This window comes from Thalassospira sp. A40-3 (genome assembly GCF_015871485.1).
In the GTDB taxonomy this organism is placed as follows: domain Bacteria; phylum Pseudomonadota; class Alphaproteobacteria; order Rhodospirillales; family Thalassospiraceae; genus Thalassospira; species Thalassospira tepidiphila.
Map to the genome: position 1 here is coordinate 252117 of NZ_CP065428.1, position 19469 is coordinate 271585.

General features: G+C 55.5%; 17 protein-coding genes. 6 read left to right on the forward strand and 11 right to left on the reverse strand.

The annotated features are described in order from the left end of the window. Positions 1-66: 66 nt before the first annotated feature. The 5 genes from IT893_RS01125 to IT893_RS01145 all read left to right on the forward strand — a co-directional run bounded on the left by IT893_RS01125 (position 67) and on the right by IT893_RS01145 (position 5429). Positions 67-1410 carry an NAD(P)/FAD-dependent oxidoreductase gene (locus IT893_RS01125; protein WP_197146561.1) on the forward strand — a complete coding sequence of 448 codons (1344 nt, stop codon included), beginning with the start codon at positions 67-69 and terminating at the stop codon, positions 1408-1410. After that, entirely contained in the window at positions 1407-2240 is an 834-nt protein-coding gene (locus tag IT893_RS01130) for a DUF1365 domain-containing protein (RefSeq protein WP_197146562.1), read from the forward strand. The genes IT893_RS01125 and IT893_RS01130 overlap by 4 nt, the downstream gene beginning before the upstream one ends. A gap of 5 nt (positions 2241-2245) precedes the next feature. Next, positions 2246-3523: a cyclopropane-fatty-acyl-phospholipid synthase family protein gene (locus tag IT893_RS01135; protein WP_197146563.1), complete on the forward strand. Its 1278-nt coding sequence runs from the start codon at positions 2246-2248 to the stop codon at positions 3521-3523. Continuing rightward, a complete protein-coding gene (locus tag IT893_RS01140; RefSeq protein WP_197146564.1) occupies positions 3510-4850 on the forward strand; it encodes an MFS transporter in 1341 nt (446 codons plus the stop codon). The genes IT893_RS01135 and IT893_RS01140 overlap by 14 nt, the downstream gene beginning before the upstream one ends. Positions 4851-4937: 87 nt before the next feature. Continuing rightward, on the forward strand, positions 4938-5429 hold the full coding sequence (locus tag IT893_RS01145; protein WP_008889729.1) for a DUF3833 domain-containing protein: 492 nt from the start codon (positions 4938-4940) through the stop codon (positions 5427-5429). Here IT893_RS01145 and IT893_RS01150 read toward each other — a convergent pair. Genes IT893_RS01150 through IT893_RS01160 form a run of 3 tightly spaced genes read right to left on the reverse strand, consistent with a single transcriptional unit; the run spans position 5392 to position 7405 of the window. Further along, positions 5392-5838 (reverse strand): nuclear transport factor 2 family protein, encoded by a 447-nt coding sequence (locus tag IT893_RS01150; protein ID WP_197146565.1) that lies wholly within the window; start codon positions 5836-5838, stop codon positions 5392-5394. The two genes, IT893_RS01145 and IT893_RS01150, sit on opposite strands and share 38 nt — an antisense overlap. A 2-nt stretch (positions 5839-5840) precedes the next feature. After that, positions 5841-6602, reverse strand: coding sequence for an SDR family oxidoreductase (locus IT893_RS01155; RefSeq protein ID WP_063089249.1), 762 nt, complete (start codon positions 6600-6602; stop codon positions 5841-5843). Next, positions 6599-7405, reverse strand: a complete 807-nt coding sequence (locus tag IT893_RS01160) for a DUF6134 family protein (protein WP_252724036.1) — start codon at positions 7403-7405, stop codon at positions 6599-6601. The genes IT893_RS01155 and IT893_RS01160 overlap by 4 nt, the downstream gene beginning before the upstream one ends. Positions 7406-7542: 137 nt before the next feature. Between IT893_RS01160 and IT893_RS01165 the strand changes: the two genes are divergently transcribed. Beyond that, on the forward strand, positions 7543-8346 hold the full coding sequence (locus IT893_RS01165; protein WP_197146566.1) for an RluA family pseudouridine synthase: 804 nt from the start codon (positions 7543-7545) through the stop codon (positions 8344-8346). Here IT893_RS01165 and IT893_RS01170 read toward each other — a convergent pair. The 8 genes from IT893_RS01170 to mdh all read right to left on the reverse strand — a co-directional run bounded on the left by IT893_RS01170 (position 8293) and on the right by mdh (position 18904). Beyond that, positions 8293-9219: an AEC family transporter gene (locus tag IT893_RS01170; RefSeq protein WP_064781233.1), complete on the reverse strand. Its 927-nt coding sequence runs from the start codon at positions 9217-9219 to the stop codon at positions 8293-8295. The two genes, IT893_RS01165 and IT893_RS01170, sit on opposite strands and share 54 nt — an antisense overlap. 56 nt (positions 9220-9275) lie before the next feature. After that, positions 9276-9722 carry a methylglyoxal synthase gene (locus tag IT893_RS01175; protein WP_197146567.1) on the reverse strand — a complete coding sequence of 149 codons (447 nt, stop codon included), beginning with the start codon at positions 9720-9722 and terminating at the stop codon, positions 9276-9278. Positions 9723-9911: 189 nt separating this feature from the next. Next, entirely contained in the window at positions 9912-11318 is a 1407-nt protein-coding gene (gene lpdA / locus IT893_RS01180; RefSeq protein ID WP_064781232.1) for a dihydrolipoyl dehydrogenase, read from the reverse strand. Between the two features lie 24 nt (positions 11319-11342). Next, positions 11343-12617 (reverse strand): 2-oxoglutarate dehydrogenase complex dihydrolipoyllysine-residue succinyltransferase, encoded by a 1275-nt coding sequence (gene odhB / locus IT893_RS01185; protein WP_063089369.1) that lies wholly within the window; start codon positions 12615-12617, stop codon positions 11343-11345. A 105-nt stretch (positions 12618-12722) separates the two neighbouring features. Then, on the reverse strand, positions 12723-15635 hold the full coding sequence (locus IT893_RS01190) for a 2-oxoglutarate dehydrogenase E1 component (RefSeq protein WP_008889738.1): 2913 nt from the start codon (positions 15633-15635) through the stop codon (positions 12723-12725). Positions 15636-15705: 70 nt separating this feature from the next. Then, positions 15706-16581, reverse strand: a complete 876-nt coding sequence (gene sucD / locus IT893_RS01195; protein WP_008889739.1) for a succinate--CoA ligase subunit alpha — start codon at positions 16579-16581, stop codon at positions 15706-15708. 2 nt (positions 16582-16583) lie between these two features. Next, complete coding sequence (sucC, locus tag IT893_RS01200) at positions 16584-17813, reverse strand: ADP-forming succinate--CoA ligase subunit beta (RefSeq protein WP_255356213.1); 1230 nt, start codon at positions 17811-17813, stop codon at positions 16584-16586. Positions 17814-17953: 140 nt separating this feature from the next. Next, positions 17954-18904, reverse strand: coding sequence for a malate dehydrogenase (mdh, locus tag IT893_RS01205; protein ID WP_008889741.1), 951 nt, complete (start codon positions 18902-18904; stop codon positions 17954-17956). Positions 18905-19469: the final 565 nt, after the last annotated feature.

Genomic DNA, 19469 nt, shown 5'->3' on the forward strand with positions numbered 1-19469 from the left:
CGAATTACAGATCCGCGTACTCATATAAATAATGTCACACACTAACAGTAAGCGGGCCGCGCCGATATGAACATTGTCACCCCGGGAAAACTCAATATCGCCGTTGTCGGGTCTGGAATATCTGGCTTGTCTGCTGCCTGGCTGCTGAGCCAGTCACACAACGTGACGCTTTATGAAAAGGATGATCGCGCAGGCGGTCATTCCAACACGGTCGATGCCGGGCAAACCCCGGTCGATACCGGTTTCATTGTCTATAACACCCGATGCTACCCCAACCTTTGTGCGCTGTTTGATCATTTGGGCGTTGAAACAACCCCGACAGACATGTCCTTTGCGGCTTCAATGGATGAGGGCGGTCTGGAATACGGTGGTGGCGATCTTTCCGCTCTGTTTGCCCAAAAACGCAACCTGTTCCGTCCGCGCTTCTGGAAAATGGTGCGCGATATCCTGCGCTTCTATCGCGAAGCCCCAGCGGCCCTTGAAGATCGCACGGCTGAGCATATCAGCCTTGGCGATTACCTGCGCGACAATGGCTATTCCAAATCCTTTATCAATGACCATCTGCTGCCGATGGGCGCGGCTATTTGGTCGACGCCGGTCGATACCATGATGGCCTATCCACTGGCGGCGTTCGTTCGGTTTTGCCAGAACCACGGCCTGTTGCAGATCAAGGATCGCCCGCAATGGCGCACCGTGGTTGGTGGATCACGTGAATATGTGAAACGCATGACAGCACAGATTTCCGGCGGTGTGGTTCTTGACCGTGCCATTGCCAAGGTCGGCAAGACCGCATCCGGTGGCGCGTTTGTCGAGGACCGCTATGGCAAGCGTGAAGAATATGATCACGTCGTTCTGGCCTGCCATGGTGATCAGGCGCTGGCGTTGCAGGAAACACCCGACCCGCGCACTGCCGAACTGCTTTCGGCGTTCAAATACGAGCGCAATCTGGCGATCCTGCACAATGACGCCAGCCTGATGCCAAAAACCGAGAAGGTCTGGTCAAGCTGGAACTATTTGGCCGAAGATCATGACGGCGAACAGAAAGTCTGTGTGACCTACTGGATGAACCGCCTGCAGCATCTTGATCCGGGGCAGCCGCTTTTCGTGACCTTGAACCCGCCACGCCATCCGGCAGAGGGCAGTGTGATCAGATCCTTCCTGTATGATCATCCGCTGTTTGATGCGGGCGCAATGGCCGCACAAAAGGAACTCTGGTCGATCCAGGGAGTGGATAACCTTTGGTATTGCGGCAGTTACTTTGGCTATGGCTTCCATGAAGATGGCATTCAATCGGGCCTTGCGGTGGCCGAGGCCCTTGGCAATGTGCGACGCCCGTGGAATGTCGAAAATGAAAGCGGCCGTATCCATGTTGGCGAAACCGCCCGTTCGCAATCAAGCGAGGCTGCATGACACGTCCTGTTGCGACAAAACCGGCATCGGCCCTGTTTGAAGGGGTGGTCACGCATCATCGTTTGCGTCCGAAAAAGCACAAACTGCGCTATCGGGTGTTTTCCTTCCTGCTTGATCTCGACGAGATTGATGGTCTTGCCGCCAAATTGAAACTGTTCAGTCGCAATCGCTTTAACCTGTTTTCATTCCATGACCGCGATCACGCCGATGGGGGTGCCACCGATTTGCGCACCCGGTTGGAGGCAATTCTGAGTGATCACGGGCTTGGTGATTGCGCGGACAAAATACGGCTGTTGTGCTATCCGCGCTTGCTAGGTTTTGTGTTCAATCCGCTCTCGGTTTATTTCTGCCATCGTGCTGACGGATCGGTGGGCGCGGTTCTGTATGAGGTCTCGAACACCTTCGGGGATCGGCACAGTTACCTGATCCCGGTCAGCGAAGGCGCACTTGATGACAAGAACGTGCTGCGCCAGTCCTGTGCGAAGGGTTTTTACGTCTCACCCTTCATCGATATGGTCGCGGACTATCATTTCCGCATTCGCATGCCAGATGAAAATGTCGCGGTTGCCATTCGCGAAACCGACGCAAAAGGTCTGTTTTTGAATGCTGCCTTTGTTGGTGATCGAACCGAACTTTCCGACCGTAAACTTTTAGGAGCCTTCATTCGATACCCGCTGATGACCCTAAAGGTCGTGGCTGGTATCCACTGGGAGGCGCTCCATCTTTGGCGCAAGGGTATGACATTCCATAAACGACCAGCACCGCCAGAGCAGCCTGTAACCTATGTGCTGGAAGCCGGGACAGCAGCGGCCCAATCAGGGAAGAGATAAAAACAATGCCAAACCGCAATCGTAATGCATCCGTTTCCGCCTTTTCACTGCGTGACCGCATTCTGCCGATGCTGGGCAGCATGACCGGCAGCCGCAGCCTTCTAAAGGCGATGCTCAAGCGCGTTCTGGCGCATCTACATTACGGTCGTTTGACCATTGTTTTGCCCGATGACGACACCCTGCATTTTTCTGGCGAACACGAAACCAATCTGCGCGCGGCCATCCATATCCATGACTGGCAGGCGATCCGCAAACTGGCCACGGGCGGGGATGTTGCCTTTGCCGAGGCCTATATGGATGGCAGTTGGAGCAGCCCGGATCTGACGCATCTGATGCACTTTGCCATGCACAATGAAACGATCGTGCGGGCCCGTCTGGCGGCAGGATTTCTGGCACGCACGGTGGCGCGGATCGGACATCTGCGCAACGCCAATACGCTTGAAGGATCAAAGCGCAACATTGCCTATCACTATGACCTCGGCAATGATTTCTATCGTGCCTGGCTTGATCCCAGCATGACCTATTCGTCGGGCCTGTATACCGCGCCCGACATGTCCCTGGATGCGGCGCAATCTGCGAAATATGAACGTATTTGCGAACTTGCCGAACTGAAATCAGGCGAAGATGTGCTGGAAGTCGGATGCGGCTGGGGCGGCTTTGCCGAACTTGCAGCCGGCAAGTATCGTTGCAATGTCACCGGTCTGACCCTGTCGAATGAACAACACGCCTTTGCGCGCGAACGCCTTTTGATGCAGGGACTTATCGACCGAACCGAAATCGTTCTACGCGATTACCGCCATGAAGAAGGCCAGTACGACAAGATTGTCTCGATCGAAATGTTCGAGGCGGTCGGTGAAGAACATTGGCCAACCTATTTCGAGATGATCCGCAAACGCCTGAAGCCGGGCGGCAAGGCAGTATTGCAAATCATCACGATTGATGATGACCGGTTTGAAACCTATCGCCGCGGGGCGGATTTCATTCAACGCTACATCTTCCCGGGCGGCATGTTACCATCGCCAACTGCGCTTTCTGCGGCGGTTAATACCGCCGGGCTTGAACTGCGTCATTCGGAATTTTTCGGCAAATCCTATGCCCGCACACTCGCCGAATGGCAGCGCAGCTTCCAGCATGCATGGGATGGCATTGCCAAGCAGGGATTTGATCTGCGTTTCAAACGCATGTGGGAATACTACCTTGCCTACTGCGAAACCGGATTTGATCAGGGTTCCATCGATGTCGGGCTGTTCGTGATCGAACATCGCGAAAATGCGACAGGCTGAATACCCCACCCGTATTTCGGTTCTTTACGCGCTACCGGCGATGGCAGCAGCCGTACCGACCATTCCGGCCTATGTGTTGTTGCCAAGCTATTATGGCGATGACCTTGGCCTTGGGTTGGCGATCACGGGTGTTGTTTTGTTGCTGGTCCGCATGATCGATATGCTGACCGACCCCGTGGTTGGTTGGCTTTCCGACAAGACCGGCAATCGCAAAATCTGGACTGGTGCCGGGGCGGTGATTGCCGGTATCGGGCTTTGGTATCTGTTCAGCCCGCCATCCCAACCGAGCGCGTTATATCTCCTCATCTGGGCAAGTGTGCTGTTTCTCGGCTGGACGATGTTTCAGGTGCCCTATCTTGCTTGGGGGGCGGATCTTTCGGGCGATTATAAAAAACGCACAACGCTTACCGCCCTTCGTGAAGGGGCGGGCTTGATCGGGATTGTATTGGCCGGGGCCATTCCGGTGCTGATCAATGCGCCGGATCGCGCAGCCGAAATTCAAACCCTTGCCACCGTGACACTGACACTGGGGGCTGTATTTGTTGCCCTTCTGGTCTGGAAGGTACCCGATCCGGTTGCGCAACATAAACGCACAAGCCGATCCAGCTTTGGCAGAAGAAACCTTTGGGCAACTTTACGCCTTGGCGCCCGAAGCCTGCGTGACAATGGTCTTTTCATGCGCTTGCTTGCGGCATGGATGATCAATGGTCTGGCAGCCGGATTTCCGGCCGTGTGTTTTCCGTTGTTTGTGCGCTATTACCTCGAACTTGATCAGGACAGCGAAAATATTCTGATCCTGCTTTATTTTGCCGCGGCGATCATTGCCATTCCGCTTTGGGTTGTGATGGCCGGCCGCATTGGCAAGCACCGCGTCTGGTGTTTTGCCATGGTGATGGCGATTGTCGCCTTTGCCTTTGTGCCGATCCTTGATGCCGGGGATTTCGGTGCCTTTGCGGTCATATGCCTTGTTACCGGGGCGGCACTGGGCGCGGATCTGGCTTTGCCACCCGCCATTCAGGCCGATGTCGATGACTGGGATCGTTACCGGTTTGGGGTGCGCCGCACCGGGCTTTTATTTGCCCTTTGGAACATGACCAACAAGCTTGCCATGGCGCTAGCCGCCGGGATTGCCTTTCCGATATTAGGGGCATTTGGCCTGACCGACGGAGGAGGGGAAAAAACTGGCGCATTGGTTGTGCTGGTTTTGATCTATGCGGTGATCCCCATCGTATTGAAGGCAGGAGCAATCGGGATGATGTGGCGCTTTCCGTTGGACAGCACGCATCAGGTTGCCATTCGTCGGCGCCTTTCACGCCGCAATGATTGATCTTGGGATTGTCAGGACAGGAGAAAATCGATGCTGCGGAACTTCATGGCGCTGTGTGTTTTGGTACTATTAGCCGGATGTGGGTCGATGAAACCGCAGGATTTTGCGCAAAAAGAACCCCGCTTCGACGTGTTTGACTATTTCGAAGGCGACAGCCGGGCTTGGGGAATTTTCGAAGATCGTTTCGGAACCCTGCGTCGTCAGTTCACCGTCGAAATAACGGGAACCGTTGAAGATGGTGTTCTGACACTTGAAGAAGACTTTATCTATGACGACGGCGAAACAGACCGCCGTGTCTGGAAAATCAGCAAAACCGACGAACACAGCTATGAAGGGCTTGCGGACGATATCGTTGGCAAGGCGATTGGCAGTCAGTACGGCAATGCCCTGAACTGGTCTTATGACATGGATCTTAAGGTCGGTGATGGTGCCTGGCGGGTGACGTTCGACGACTGGATGTTCCTGCAACCCGATGGGGTTCTGGTCAACCGGGCACGGGTCAAGAAATGGGGCTTTGAGATCGGCGAAGTAACGCTGTTTTTCACAAAGACCCAACGCGTCGCGCAAGCCGCTGAATAAACCAGCGCAGTACCGGGATTTTGGCATAAAAGTTCTGGCCGGAATCCCAGTGGTCAAAATGCGATGCCAGGCGCGTGCCATCGTCGTTAAACGTCACCTCTGACATGCCGGTAAATTCCCAGTTGCCGATCACCTTTACCCGCGCACTAAAGCGCCAGCGTAAAAATCCGCGATCCCGATCGATCGCACGGTGGGTAACGATAAAGCGCGGATGCTCCGCATCGGTAAACGCCTTGGCAAGATAGGGACAAACGGCGTCTGGACCCCTAACGGTCGTGAACGGGTCGCAAAAGACGAAATCGTCTGTCACCAGTTCCTTTAACTGATCAACCGTCTCAAGCGACAGTTTCTCGTAATAGTCTGCGTAAGTCGCCAGCAACTGGCGCTTGGCGTCGGTGATGTTGTTCATGATCAGAGCAGCTTACGCATCAGTTTGAAGAAAATCGGATACGGCAGAATTTGCGTCAGCTTCAATTGCCGCACAAATGGGGGCGGGAAGGCAATCTCGAATTTGTCACTGCCGCAAAGCCCGCGATAGATGTAATCAGCGGCCTGTTCCGGTTCGAGCAGATAGGGCATTTCAAAATCGTTCTTGTCAGTCAGCCGCGTTTTTACAAATCCCGGATTGATCACACGCAGCAAAACGCCACTGCCGCTCAGTTCGGTATGCAGCGATTCACACAGATTGATCAGGGCAGCCTTTGTCGGGCCATAGGCCGCGGCATTGGGCAGGCCGCGATATCCTGCCACCGATGCCATAACGGCAATCTCGCCTGATTTGCGCGCGCGCATCTTGTTCAAAAGCGGCTCCAGGCAATTGACGATGCCCATGTAATTGGTATCGACGTGACTGCGGATGGTGGCGGCTGAAAACGCACTCAGCTTCATCGGGGAATAGATACCAGCTGCCAAAACAACCAGGTCAGGCAGGCCAAACTGCTTTTCAACCTTGGCAATTGCACCATTCACCGCATTTGTATCGGTAATATCGACCGGAACCGGGGTTAAACCTGGCATTTCAGCGGCAAGTTCATCGAGTTTGTCGGAATTTCGCGCCGAAATGATGATTTTTTGCGCGGGCGATGTCGGGTTTTCATGGAGTTTGCGTGCCAATGCGGCACCAATCCCTGAAGACGCCCCGATAATCCAGATGGTCTGGAAGTGCTTTTTCATTCCTCATCCTTTTGCGCGGTTTGCGTCGCGCAATTCATGCAACGATATGTGATCTGCGATCCGTCGCGTGCCGAGAAGGCAAGACCGACCCAGCGGCCGTCGGCATCATACCATGCGGTGGTTTCAAGTTCGCCGTCATAGGTGAAACGGGTGGCGCGCAACGTGCCGTTGGTTGTTTGCAGCGTTTCCGGCTCGTTTGCGCTGATTTCGACCGCGTTTGACTTGCCGGTAATGGTATTAAGAACCGCTTTGCTGCCCAAGACACCGCAATGCCAGTGATCGGTCGGGAAAATCCCGTTTGGCAATGCCTGATCCCCCTCTGGGCCACTGACAACGAGTGTGCCCTGCGCATCAGGTTTGGCGACCACCTCTGTCTTGTCACCATCATCATCTACCCGCACCGAAAGGGCGGCCAGGCGGTCACCCTGCCACAGGCTTTCGGATCGATAGTCAAAGCTGTAGGCATTAAACCCCAAGAAGCTGATATCGATATTGCTTTGGGCAACCACCTGCAGGCCATCACGTCCCTGATTGAACCGCACAACATGGCTCCCAACCGGGGAGTCATTGCGCCTGATCTGAAAGCGAAGCTCATTGCCATATCGCCGGATCGCATCAAATTCGCGGCACGTTTCCGGGCCATCGAACGCCTCGGAAAGGCGCGCTTGCTCGACGGGTGTGGCGTCGGGCTGCGTTGATGATTGTGGATCGGCTGCAAAGGCATTGGAAGACAGCGCGATACCGCCCGCGACGGCGCAGGCGCCAAACAGCGATTTGACCGGATATGCCATGGATGTCTTCATGATTGATACCAAAGCCAGGTTGAAAAACTAATACTCCCTTCTTGTTACGCACTGGCGTGATCTGCGGATCAAACGTCATGATCATTGCCCGCAAAGGTCTGATGGGGTAAGCAGGGGCTCACGGGCCAGGACCCGAAATGAAAGGCCACGCCATGCCCCATCCGATTGCAGACGACCTGATCGCGCATGTTCTGCACCGCGATTCAAACATCATTGTTCTGAACAAGCCACCCGGGCTGGCCTCGCATGGTGGGCCGAAAACCTATTTTCATGTTGATGCCTATCTGCCGGATCTGAAATTCGGCATTCAGCCTGAACCGACACTTGCACACCGTCTGGACCGGGACACCGCCGGCTGTCTGTTGCTGTGCCGTCATCCGAAATCGTCAAAAAAGATCACCCGCCTGTTCACCGAAAAGAAAATCGGCAAGTCCTATTGGGCGGTGGTCCGCGGTGCGATGGAAGATGATCATGGCTTTATTGATGCGCCGATTGGCAAGATCAATGATGAAAGCGGCTGGACCATGCTGGTGCATGAAGATGGTCAGCCGTCAAAAACTGAATATACCGTGCTGGGCCGTGGCAAGGATGCGGACGGCAAGGACATCACCTGGCTGGAGCTTGTCCCGCATACCGGGCGGACCCATCAGTTGCGTGTGCATCTTGATCATGTCGGGCACCCGGTGATTGGCGATCCGTTTTATGGCCGTGGCGATGAACCGCCGGTCTTTGGTGCGCCGCCGACCCTGATGTTGCTATCGCGCCAGATCATCGTTCCGTTCCATGCCGACCGCGATCCGGTGATTGTCGATGCCCCGCCGCCCGAACTGATGCGCCCGGGGCTCGAAGCGTGCGGTTACGTCGGCGAATACGCCGCGCATGCAAGCTCAATTGATGCTCAATACACCGGCGATGACAGCGACGCTGAAGGCGGAGAGTAACGTCTCCAGCGTGATGATCGATGCCATTGCTTCCGGGTCGCCATTGAGTTGGCGCGCCAGGATATAGGCATTGCCCGCACATGGCATGCCGGCATAAAGAACCCCCATCGCCAGAACCATGCCATCGACACCGGCAAGATACAGGCAGACGCCGGTGATAACCGGTAAAACCGCAAGCTTGATGGTGGTGGCAAGGGCAATCGCGCCCACGGCCTTTTTATCCATCACAAAGCGCAAACCCGCACCGACCGAAAGCAGGCTGAGCGGCAGGGCGGCTGTCTTGAACAGGGCGGCGGTATTTTCAATTGGCAACGGAACGTGAATATTACTCACATTCAGGATGGCGCCAGCCCCGGCGGCAATAATGATCGGGTTTTTCAGAACGCCTGCAATGATCCGCTTAAGGTTGCTTTTGCCACTGCTAAAGGCGCTTAGAACCACAACGCCCAGCATGTTGGTGGCAATCACCATCACCGCAACAAAGATGATGGCAAGCGCCAATCCCTCGGCCCCGTAAAGCGCATCGGCAACCGCCAGCAGGACATAACTGTTGTAACGTACCGAGCCCTGAAAGATGGATGTGAACAGCGGCGTGTCCCGCGTGATCACCGGACGCAGCAAAAGCAGGGCCGCTGAAAGCCCCAGTGTCGCAGCAAGTGTGACACCAACGGCGGTGCCTGCATGGCCGCTGGAAAAATCGGCGCGATAAATCTCGACGATCAGAAGCGATGGCAGCAAAAGATAATAGGTCAGCCGATCAATCCCGGCCCAGATATCGGCGGTTTTAATCAGGAAATGCTTTAAGGCCGCGCCAACCAGAATGGCGGCAAAGATCGGAAAGATCGCGGCGATGACATCATAGGCGAGCTGCATGGCGTGTGGGGCGCTCCGGCGCAGAAAACGTCTTGTTGGGCCGTTTGGGGTGGCGGCTAAACCTTACGGTTGCTGTAATCGGCAAAGACCTGTTCGGGGGAATGGTCGCGATATTGTTCGCAGATTTCCTCGAACTTCGGATTGCTGATTAAAAGGTCCGCCGTGCTTTGATTGCACGCAATCGGCACTTCATACATGTTGGCCAGCCGGATCAGGGCGCGGACATCGACATCGTGGGGTTGGGGTGTCATTGGGTCGGTAAAAAAGAACATGGCTTGTAATTCGCCGTGCGCAATCATCGAACCCAATTGCTGATCGCCGCCAAACGGGCCGCTTTTAAGCGGATGGACATCCAGTTCAGTAAACCGTTCCTGCAATACGCGACCGGTGGTGCCGGTGGCAAAGATGCGCATGTTGGCGAATACATCCTTGTGTTTTTCCAGCCAGTCAGCCATTTCGCGTTTGCGACGGTCGTGGGCAACAACGCCAACAGACAGCACCATTTTCATTCTCCGGGCCAGTAAACAGGTTTTGTCATACTAATCCCCAAAGACCCCCAGCGTCACCTGCCAAAAGTCTGACAATTCCACAAACTTCATAAAATGTAGGCACTTAGGCGTTTCTGGTGGCCAAAACAAAACGGCCGCCCCAAGTGAATGGGACGGCCGTTTGCAGATCAGAGAACTGATCAATTACATGTGGATTGCACGTTTGTCCGCGTCCAGCGCTGCTTCCTTGACGGACTCGCCAAGGGCAGGGTGGGCGTGGCAGGTGCGCGCGATGTCTTCGGCAGAAGCGCCGTATTCCATCGCCAGAACCACTTCGGCAATCAAATCGCCCGCCGCCGGGCCGACAATATGCGCGCCGACAACACGGTGCGTTTTCTTGTCTTCGATGATTTTGACAAAGCCCTCGGTGCTTTCCATTGCCTTGGCGCGACCGTTTGCGGTGAAGGGGAATTTGCCGACTTTGTAGTCTGCGCCTTCTTCCTTCAGCTGCTCTTCGGTTTTGCCAACAGCGGCAACTTCCGGCCAGGTGTAAACAACACCCGGGACCTTGCCGTAATCGACATGGCCTTCTTCGCCCGCCAACATTTCTGCCAGGGCAACGCCGTCTTCCTCAGCCTTGTGGGCCAGCATCGGACCGACGATGGTATCGCCAATCGCAAAGATGCCGCCAACATTGGTCTGGAAATGCTCGTCGGTTTTGACACGACCACGATCGTCGAGTTCAACACCGACAGCGTCCAGGCCAAGGCCCTTGGTGTACGGACGGCGACCAATCGCCACCAGAACCACATCGGCTTTGAGTTCTTCTGCATCGCCGCCCTTGGACGGTTCAACAGTCAGGGTCACGCCAGACTTGGTTGTCTTGGCACCGGTAACCTTGTGGCCGAGTTTGAATTCAAGACCCTGCTTGGCAAAGATGCGCTGGGTCTGTTTGACCAGCTCGCCATCCATGCCCGGCAGAATGCGGTCAAGATATTCAACAACGGTGACTTCGGCACCCAGACGACGCCAGACGGAACCCAGTTCCAGACCGATCACGCCCGCACCGATGACAACCATCTTTTTCGGCACTTTCGGAAGAACCAGTGCGCCGGTCGAGGAGACGATTTTTTCTTCGTCAATTTCAACACCCGGCAGCGGGGTGACTTCCGAACCCGTCGCGATGACGATGTTCTTGGCATTCAGGGTTTCTTCGCCGCCATCCAGAAGGGCAACCTTGACCGAGGTCGGCGAGGTGATTTCACCGGCACCTTTGACATAGGTAACCTTGTTCTTCTTGAACAGGAACTCGATGCCTTTGACATTGCTGTCAACGACCTTGTCCTTGCGGGCCATCATCTTTTCGATGTTGACCTTCGGCTTGGAGACTTCGATGCCGTGGGTATCGAAATGCTCGGTCGCTTCTTCGAACAGGTGCGAGGAATGCAGCAGGGCCTTGGACGGAATGCAGCCTACATTGAGGCAGGTACCGCCAAGTGCGCCGCGTTTTTCAACGCAGGCGACTTTAAGGCCAAGCTGTGCGGCGCGGATGGCGCAAACATAACCGCCAGGACCGCCACCGATCACGACAACGTCGTAGTTCTCACTCATGAGTTCTTTGATCCTTTTGTCTGATCAGATATCGAGCAGGATGCGTTCCGGGTTCTCGATGCATTCCTTAACGCGTACCAGGAAGGAAACGGCTTCGCGGCCGTCAATGATACGGTGGTCATAGGAAAGGGCGAGATACATCATCGGACGAATTTCGACTTTACCGTCGATTGCGACCGGACGCATCTGGGTCTTGTGCATGCCAAGAATACCGGACTGCGGCGCGTTCAGGATCGGGGATGACAGAAGGGAACCGAAGACACCACCGTTGGAGATGGTGAAGGAACCACCGGTCATTTCATCCATGCCCAGTTTGCCGTCACGTGCACGCTTGCCGAAATCGACAATGGTGCTTTCCAGATCCGCAAAGGTTTTTTCCTCTGCCGAACGGATGACCGGAACAACCAGACCCTGCGGGGTACCAACGGCAACGCCGATATCGCAGTAGTTTTTATAGATGAAGCTGTTGCCATCGATCTCGGCATTGACAGCCGGCCATTCTTTGAGCGCCGTGGTGCAGGCTTTGATGAAGAAGGACATGAAGCCAAGCTTCACACCGTGTTTCTTCTCGAAACCGTCTTTGTACTTGTTACGGCAAGCCAGAAGGTTGGTCATGTCCACTTCGTTATAAGTGGTCAGCATGGCCGCGGTGTTCTGGGCTTCTTTCAGGCGGCGCGCAATGGTCTGGCGCAGCTTGGACATTTTGACACGCTCTTCACCGTCACGCAGTTCACGTTCCGGTTTCGGTGCTGCCGGGGCGCTCGGTGCCGGGGCAGCAGCGCGCGAAGCAGATCCGCCGCCTTCAAGGAAGTTCAGAACATCGCCCTTGGTCAGGCGGCCGTCTTTGCCCGTTGCCGGGATTTTGGACGGATCAAGGTTCTTGTCTTCGACCAGTTTGCGAACAGCCGGTGCCAGCGGATGATCGCTGTTTGACGCGGTCGTTTCTGCCGGGGCAGCAGCCGGGGCTGCTTTCGGCTCTTCTTTCTTGGCCGGAGCTTCTTCTTTTTTCGCGGCCGGGGCTTCTTCCTTGGCCGGTTCATCAGAAGCAGCGGCGCCTTCGGCACCTTCGTTGATGTGCGCGATCAGCGCGCCAACTTCAACTTCGTCGCCTTCACCAACGACCAGCTCGGCAATCGCGCCAGCAACCGGGGAGTTGACTTCGACGGTGACCTTGTCGGTCTCAAGTTCGACAATTGGTTCATCGGCTGCAACAGCGTCACCGACTTTTTTGTACCATTTTGCCACCGTGGCTTCAGATACAGACTCGCCCAGTGCGGGAACTTTAACTTCAGTCGCCATTTTTTCCTCGACCGTTTTTTCAATCAGGCAGTGTGGGTCTGCCAGCATACGAATGAAATCTAAATGAACGTGGCGGACGGGCGATTTCTCGCCCGTCCGGTAAAGTTATTTTACGCTAAGTGCCGCGTCGACCAGCTCAGCCTGCTCGCGCAGGTGGGCTTTCAGAAGGCCCGTTGCCGGCGAAGCAGATGCTGCGCGACCGACATAAACCGGACGACCTGCCTTGTGCTTGATGCTGGCAAGCGTTGCCTCGATCCGGCGATCAACGAAGAACCAGGAACCCATGTTTTCCGATTCTTCCTGACACCAGACGACATCAGCATTCGGGTATTTGGCCAGTTCCGTTGCCAGTTCTTTTTCCGGCCACGGATAAAGCTGTTCGACACGCACAAGCGCAACATCTTCGATGCCACGGTTTTCGCGTTCGGCAAGCAGATCGTAATAGACCTTGCCCGACGACAGAACGACGCGTTTGACCTTCTTGTCGTCAACCAGCTTAGCGGTTTCGCTGATCACAGGCAGGAATGTTGTGCCCGTCGCAAAGTCGGACAGGTTCGACACGCACTGTTTGTGACGCAGAAGCGATTTCGGCGTCATCAGGATCAGCGGCTTACGGAATGAGCGACGGATCTGACGGCGCAGGATGTGGTAATAGTTTGCCGGCGTCGTGCAGTTCGCCACCTGCATGTTGTTTTCACCACAAAGCTGCAGGTAACGTTCCAGACGTGCGGAACTGTGTTCCGGACCCTGGCCTTCGTAACCGTGCGGCAGCAGCATTACCAGACCCGACATACGCAGCCATTTGGCTTCGCCCGAGCTGATGAACTGGTCAATGATGACCTGTGCACCGTTGGCAAAATCACCGAACTGGGCTTCCCAGAGAACCAGCGAATGCGGTTCTGCAAGGGTGATGCCATATTCGAAGCCAAGAACACCTGCTTCGGACAGGGGCGAGTTGAGAACTTCAAGCTCGGCCTGACCGGTACGGATGTTGTTGAGCGGGGTGTATTTTGCTTCGGTGGTCTGATCGATCAGCTTGGCATGACGCTGCGAGAACGTACCACGCTGGCAATCCTGACCCGACAGACGAACCGGTGTGCCTTCGCACATCAGGGTTCCGAATGCCAGGGCCTCGGCGGTTGCCCAATCAATCCCTTCGCCGGTTTCAAACATCTTGGCTTTGGCCTTCAACTGACGAAGGATTTTGCGGTTGATGTCAAAGTCACTCGGCGGGGTCGAAAGCGCTCGGCCGACTTCCTGCAGCAGGTCGTTTTCAACGCCGGTTTTACCGATCCAGTCGGCATCGTCACCATGAGAGGATGCAAGACCCGACCATTTGCCTTCAAGCCAGTCAGCTTTGTTCGGACGGTAGTTTTCCGATGCCTTGAACTCTTCATCAAGGTAGTCCTGGAACGACTTGTCCAGTTCCTTGATGCGTTCTTCGCTCAGAAGACCTTCCTTGACCAGCTGCTGGGCATAGATGTCCTTGGTGGTCGGGTGTTTGCCGATCACGTCGTACATCTTTGGCTGGGTGAATGCCGGCTCGTCGCTTTCGTTGTGGCCAAAGCGGCGATAGCAGAACATGTCGATAACGACGTCCTGCTTGAATTCCTGGCGGAATTCGGTCGCGATGCGGGCCGCATGAACCACAGCTTCGGGATCGTCGCCATTGACGTGCAGGATCGGAGCCTGAACGACCTTGGCAATGTCCGAGCAATAAGGCGAAGAACGGGAATCGGTCGGTTTGGTCGTGAAACCGATCTGGTTGTTGACCACAAAGTGGATCGTACCACCGGTACGGTAGCCTTTGAGGTGCGACAGATCGAAGGTTTCCGCCACAAGACCCTGACCGGCAAAGGCCGCATCACCGTGCAGGAGGATACCCATAACCTGCTCGCGATTGGTGTCTTTGCGCTGGGCCTGCTTGGCGCGGACCTTACCAAGAACAACCGTGTTCACTGCTTCGAGGTGCGACGGGTTTGCCGTCAGCGACAGGTGAACAACGTTGCCGTCAAATTCACGGTCGGCGGAGGTACCAAGGTGATATTTAACGTCACCCGAGCCCATCACGTCGTCCGGCTTGGACGGGTTGCCCATGAATTCCGAGAAGATCGCCTGGAACGGCTTGCTCATGACGTTGGCAAGAACGTTCAGACGACCACGGTGCGGCATGCCGAACACAACCTCGCGGATGCCAAGCTGGCTACCGCGTTTGAGGATCTGTTCAAGTGCCGGCATCAGGGCTTCGCCACCATCAATACCGAAACGCTTGGTGCCGACATATTTGGTGTGAAGATAGTTTTCGAAACCTTCGGCTTCGATCAGACGCTCAAGGATGGCTTCCTTGCCACGGGTGGTGAACTGCGTCTGGTTGCCGATGCTTTCGATACGCTGCTGAATCCAGGATTTCTGTTCAGGTTCCTGGATATGCATGAATTCGATACCGATCGACCCGCAATAGGTTTTGCGTGCCAGCGAGACGATCTGACGGATGGTCGCGGTTTCAAGGCCAAGAACATTGGCGATGAAGATCGGACGATCCATGTCGGCTTCGGTAAAGCCATAGGTCTTCGGATCAAGTTCCGGATGCGGTTCACGCGGTGCAAGGCCCAGCGGATCCAGGTTCGCTTCAAGATGGCCGCGTACCCGGAAGGAGCGGATCAGCATCAGAGCGCGAATGGAATCATTGGCGGCAGCGCGGATGGCATCAGAATTTACCTGACCAGCCGTGGGTGCTGCATGAGGTGCCGGTGCATAGCCCATCTGGGCCGGGCGTTCGGCATGCCCCTGTGAGACGTCGTATCCCTCCATGCCGCCAACAACCTTGGTTTCCCGTGGCTGCCAGCTCGGCCCGCGCATTTCTGCGAGGATTTCGGAGGCGTCGTCCTGCAACCCGTCAAAAAACTCAGCCCAGCTCTGGTCAACCGCAGACGGGCTTTCCAGATACCGGGCATAAAGTTCAGCGATGTAGGTTGCGTTCGACTCGTTCAGAATCGTGTCGAGATCTTGAGGTTTCATTTGTGGTCTTGGAAGGCATGGTCCCCAAGAAGGACCACGCCCCCCCTTGCCTTTCCTCTGACTACCCAGATTAGCCCTTCAAAGCCTTCAGCATGGTCGAGCCGAGGCTTGCCGGGGAATCGGCAACAAGAACGCCAGCACTGCGCATGGCTTCCATTTTCGCATCGGCCGTACCTTTGCCACCGGAAATGATCGCACCGGCATGGCCCATGCGTTTACCCGGAGGTGCGGTAACACCGGCGATGAAGCCGGCAACCGGTTTCTTGACTTTGGAAGCCTGCAGGAATTCACATGCTTCTTCCTCGGCCGAGCCGCCGATTTCACCGATCATGATGATGCCTTCGGTTTCCGGATCCTTCAGGAACAGGTCGAGGCAGTCGATGAAGTTGGTGCCGTTGACCGGGTCGCCACCAATACCGATACAGGTCGACTGACCAAGGCCAGCGGCCGTGGTCTGTGCAACTGCTTCGTAGGTGAGCGTACCGGAACGCGAAACGATACCGATTTTACCACGGCGGTGAATGTGACCCGGCATGATGCCGATCTTGCATTCGTCCGGGGTAATGATACCCGGGCAGTTCGGGCCGATCAGGCGGGTCGACGAACCGTCGAGTGCGCGCTTGACGCGGACCATGTCAGCAACCGGAATACCTTCGGTGATGCAGACAGCCAGCTCGACTTTGGCGTCGATGGCTTCAAGGATTGCATCTGCTGCGAAGGGCGGCGGAACATAGATAACCGAGGCATTGGCACCGGTGACATGTACCGCTTCTTCAACAGTGTTGAAAACCGGCAGGTCAAGGTGCTTGGTGCCGCCTTTACCCGGGGTAACACCGCCAACCATTTTGGTGCCGTATGCCAGTGCCTGTTCGCTGTGGAAAGTACCCTGCGAACCAGTGAAACCCTGGCAGATAACTTTGGTGTTTTTATCGACGAGAACAGCCATAGTTACGCGGCCTCCTTCACAGCTTTGACCACCTTCTCGGCGGCATCGGCAAGGTTGTCAGCCGAAACAATCGGCAGACCCGATTCTTCGAGGATCTTCTTGCCAAGTTCGACATTGGTACCTTCAAGGCGAACGACCAGCGGGACGTTCAGGCTGACTTCGCGGGCTGCTGCCACAACGCCGTCTGCAATCACGTCACAACGCATGATGCCACCAAAGATGTTGACCAGGATGCCTTCGACATTCGGATCCGACAGGATCAGCTTGAAGGCGGTGGTCACGCGTTCTTTGGTTGCGCCGCCACCAACGTCAAGGAAGTTAGCCGGTGCGCCACCATACAGCTTGATGATGTCCATGGTTGCCATGGCAAGGCCTGCGCCGTTAACCATGCAGCCGATGGTGCCATCGAGCTTGATGTAGTTGAGGCTGTGTTTTGCAGCTTCGAGTTCTGCCGGGTTTTCTTCGTCTTCGTCACGCAGCTCTTCGATGTCCGGATGACGGAACAGCGCGTTGTCGTCGAAGTTCATTTTGCAATCAAGCGCAATGATGTCGCCGTCGCCGGTAACAACCAGCGGGTTGATTTCAACCATGGCAGCATCGGTGTCGAGGAAACACTGGTACATCGCGGTCATGAATTTGACAGCTTTGGAAACCTGCTTGCCTTCGAGGCCGAGTGCAAACGCCAGTTTGCGACCGTGGAAGCCAGAGAAACCAGCAGCCGGATCGATCTCGACAGTGACGATCTTTTCCGGGGTTGCTTCTGCAACTTCTTCAATGTCCATGCCGCCTTCGGTCGACGCCATGAAGATCACGCGCGAGCAAGCGCGGTCGACGAGAACCGAAAGATACAGTTCGCGTGCGATATCGCAGCCTTCTTCGATGTAAACGCGTTTGACTTCTTTGCCATCCGGGCCGGTCTGGTGGGTAACCAGCGTGGAGCCGAGCATCTGTTCGGCATTGGTGCCGACTTCTTCCGGGCTCTTGACGACGCGAACGCCGCCTTTGTCACCTGCCTTGGCTTCCTTGAAGGTGCCTTTACCGCGGCCACCTGCATGGATCTGGGATTTTACCACGTAAACCGGGCCAGCCTGGGACTGGGCAGCTTCGATGGCTTCCTGAGCGGTATATGCAACCTTGCCGTTCGGCACGGTCACACCGTATTTGCGAAGAATTTCTTTCGCCTGGTACTCATGAATATTCATGTTCGGTCGCTTTCTTGCCTTCCGTACGATTTCCGGTGGGTCAGAAATCTGGATTTCAATGTCCCTGTAACGAGCGGGAGGGACTTTGTTAAGAGGCCGCGATCATTGAAGTTTGAATAACAACAATGATTGAAAAACGGGCCGGTCACTGACCAGCCCGTTTCGCGTTCTTAGAGCATGCCCTTTGCAGCTTCGACGAGGCCGCGAACAGCGTTCACGGAGTTGTCGAAGTTTGCTTTTTCGGACTCATCAAGATTGATCTCGACGATGCGTTCTACACCGTTGGCACCCAGAACAACCGGGACACCAACATAAAGACCGTCAACACCGTATTCGCCGCTCAGGTAAGCAGCAACCGGCATGACGCGCTTCTGGTCTTTGAGGTAGCTTTCCGCCATCGCGATTGCCGAAGCAGCCGGGGCGTAAAAAGCAGAACCGGTTTTCAGCAGGGCAACGATTTCGGCGCCACCGTCACGGGTGCGCTGCACGATCTCGTCGATCTTTTCCTGCGTGGTCCAGCCCATTTTGATCAGATCCGGAACCGGGATACCGGCAACGGTCGAATAACGGATCGACGGGACCATGGTATCGCCGTGGCCGCCAAGGACAAAGGCGGTAACGTCTTTGACCGAGACGTTGAATTCTTCTGCGAGGAAGTAACGGAAACGGGCCGAGTCCAGAACGCCAGCCATGCCGACAACTTTCTTCGGATCGAATCCGGTTGCCTGCTGCATCACCCAAACCATCGCATCAAGCGGGTTGGTAATGACGATGACGAACGCGTTCGGAGCGTGTTCCTTGATGCCCTGACCAACCTGGGTCATGACTTTGGTGTTGATACCAATCAGGTCATCGCGGCTCATGCCCGGCTTGCGAGCAACACCGGCGGTGACGATGACGACATCAGCGCCTGCGATGTCTTTGTAGTCACTGGTACCCTTGAGGTCGGCATCAAACATGTCGACGGGGGAGGATTCAGCAATGTCGAGCGACTTGCCCTGTGGCATGCCATCAACGATGTCGAAAAGGACGACGTCGCCAAGCTCTTTGAGACCGACGAGGTGAGCAAGCGTGCCACCAATATTGCCGGCACCGACGAGCGCGATCTTGTTGCGGGCCATTCCGTTACCTTCTTCCCTATTGCGCTTCCTGGGGGTCGAAACTCAACTTGGGAGCGCGATTGAAAATTTAAACCTGCGAACGCGAAATAATCGTTCGTAAACACCGAGTGTCGTAAACTGAATCGCCACGAATGACAAGGGGAAACCCCACTGTTTTTACGAGGAAAACCGCCGCTTCGCGGTTTATTGCAACTATGGTCTAAACGCTTAAAAACCATTCACGTTGCAGATGCGAACATGGGCTAGTGCGCAGCAAAACCAAAGCTGGTTTACGATTGCGGCCTGCCTAAATGAAAGGCAGTGCGCCCCTTTGCTGCGAATTCGTGCGTATGAACAGGATTACACTGGCGCAGCATTGCAGGAAACGGCCATCAGCCATGCGGTCGGGACGGGGGCGTGAAATCCAATATATGACGATTTTTGCGTGAAGCATCGTTTCCCCTGCGTCAAACGCAAGAATCGCGCGATGATAAGCGCTCATATGGCGAATAATTGCGACGATTTTAAAGTGACGTGTATGGAGTCGTTTTCCACAGGCTGCGCTGGCGCTGGCAGGGCGTCCGAA

What these genes read in the sequence shown, in the direction of transcription:
- IT893_RS01170 (WP_064781233.1), bottom strand. Translation starts at nt 9,219, where the DNA reads ATGCAGCTCGCCTATGATGTCATCGCCGCGATCTTTCCGATCTTTGCC.
- IT893_RS01145 (WP_008889729.1), top strand. Translation starts at nt 4,938, where the DNA reads ATGAAACCGCAGGATTTTGCGCAAAAAGAACCCCGCTTCGACGTGTTT.
- IT893_RS01175 (WP_197146567.1), bottom strand. Translation starts at nt 9,722, where the DNA reads ATGGTGCTGTCTGTTGGCGTTGTTGCCCACGACCGTCGCAAACGCGAA.
- IT893_RS01135 (WP_197146563.1), top strand. Translation starts at nt 2,246, where the DNA reads ATGCCAAACCGCAATCGTAATGCATCCGTTTCCGCCTTTTCACTGCGT.
- IT893_RS01150 (WP_197146565.1), bottom strand. Translation starts at nt 5,838, where the DNA reads ATGAACAACATCACCGACGCCAAGCGCCAGTTGCTGGCGACTTACGCA.
- IT893_RS01125 (WP_197146561.1), top strand. Translation starts at nt 67, where the DNA reads ATGAACATTGTCACCCCGGGAAAACTCAATATCGCCGTTGTCGGGTCT.
- odhB (WP_063089369.1), bottom strand. Translation starts at nt 12,617, where the DNA reads ATGGCGACTGAAGTTAAAGTTCCCGCACTGGGCGAGTCTGTATCTGAA.
- IT893_RS01130 (WP_197146562.1), top strand. Translation starts at nt 1,407, where the DNA reads ATGACACGTCCTGTTGCGACAAAACCGGCATCGGCCCTGTTTGAAGGG.
- mdh (WP_008889741.1), bottom strand. Translation starts at nt 18,904, where the DNA reads ATGGCCCGCAACAAGATCGCGCTCGTCGGTGCCGGCAATATTGGTGGC.
- IT893_RS01160 (WP_252724036.1), bottom strand. Translation starts at nt 7,405, where the DNA reads ATGAAGACATCCATGGCATATCCGGTCAAATCGCTGTTTGGCGCCTGC.
- IT893_RS01165 (WP_197146566.1), top strand. Translation starts at nt 7,543, where the DNA reads ATGAAAGGCCACGCCATGCCCCATCCGATTGCAGACGACCTGATCGCG.
- IT893_RS01140 (WP_197146564.1), top strand. Translation starts at nt 3,510, where the DNA reads ATGCGACAGGCTGAATACCCCACCCGTATTTCGGTTCTTTACGCGCTA.
- sucD (WP_008889739.1), bottom strand. Translation starts at nt 16,581, where the DNA reads ATGGCTGTTCTCGTCGATAAAAACACCAAAGTTATCTGCCAGGGTTTC.
- IT893_RS01190 (WP_008889738.1), bottom strand. Translation starts at nt 15,635, where the DNA reads ATGAAACCTCAAGATCTCGACACGATTCTGAACGAGTCGAACGCAACC.
- IT893_RS01155 (WP_063089249.1), bottom strand. Translation starts at nt 6,602, where the DNA reads ATGAAAAAGCACTTCCAGACCATCTGGATTATCGGGGCGTCTTCAGGG.
- lpdA (WP_064781232.1), bottom strand. Translation starts at nt 11,318, where the DNA reads ATGAGTGAGAACTACGACGTTGTCGTGATCGGTGGCGGTCCTGGCGGT.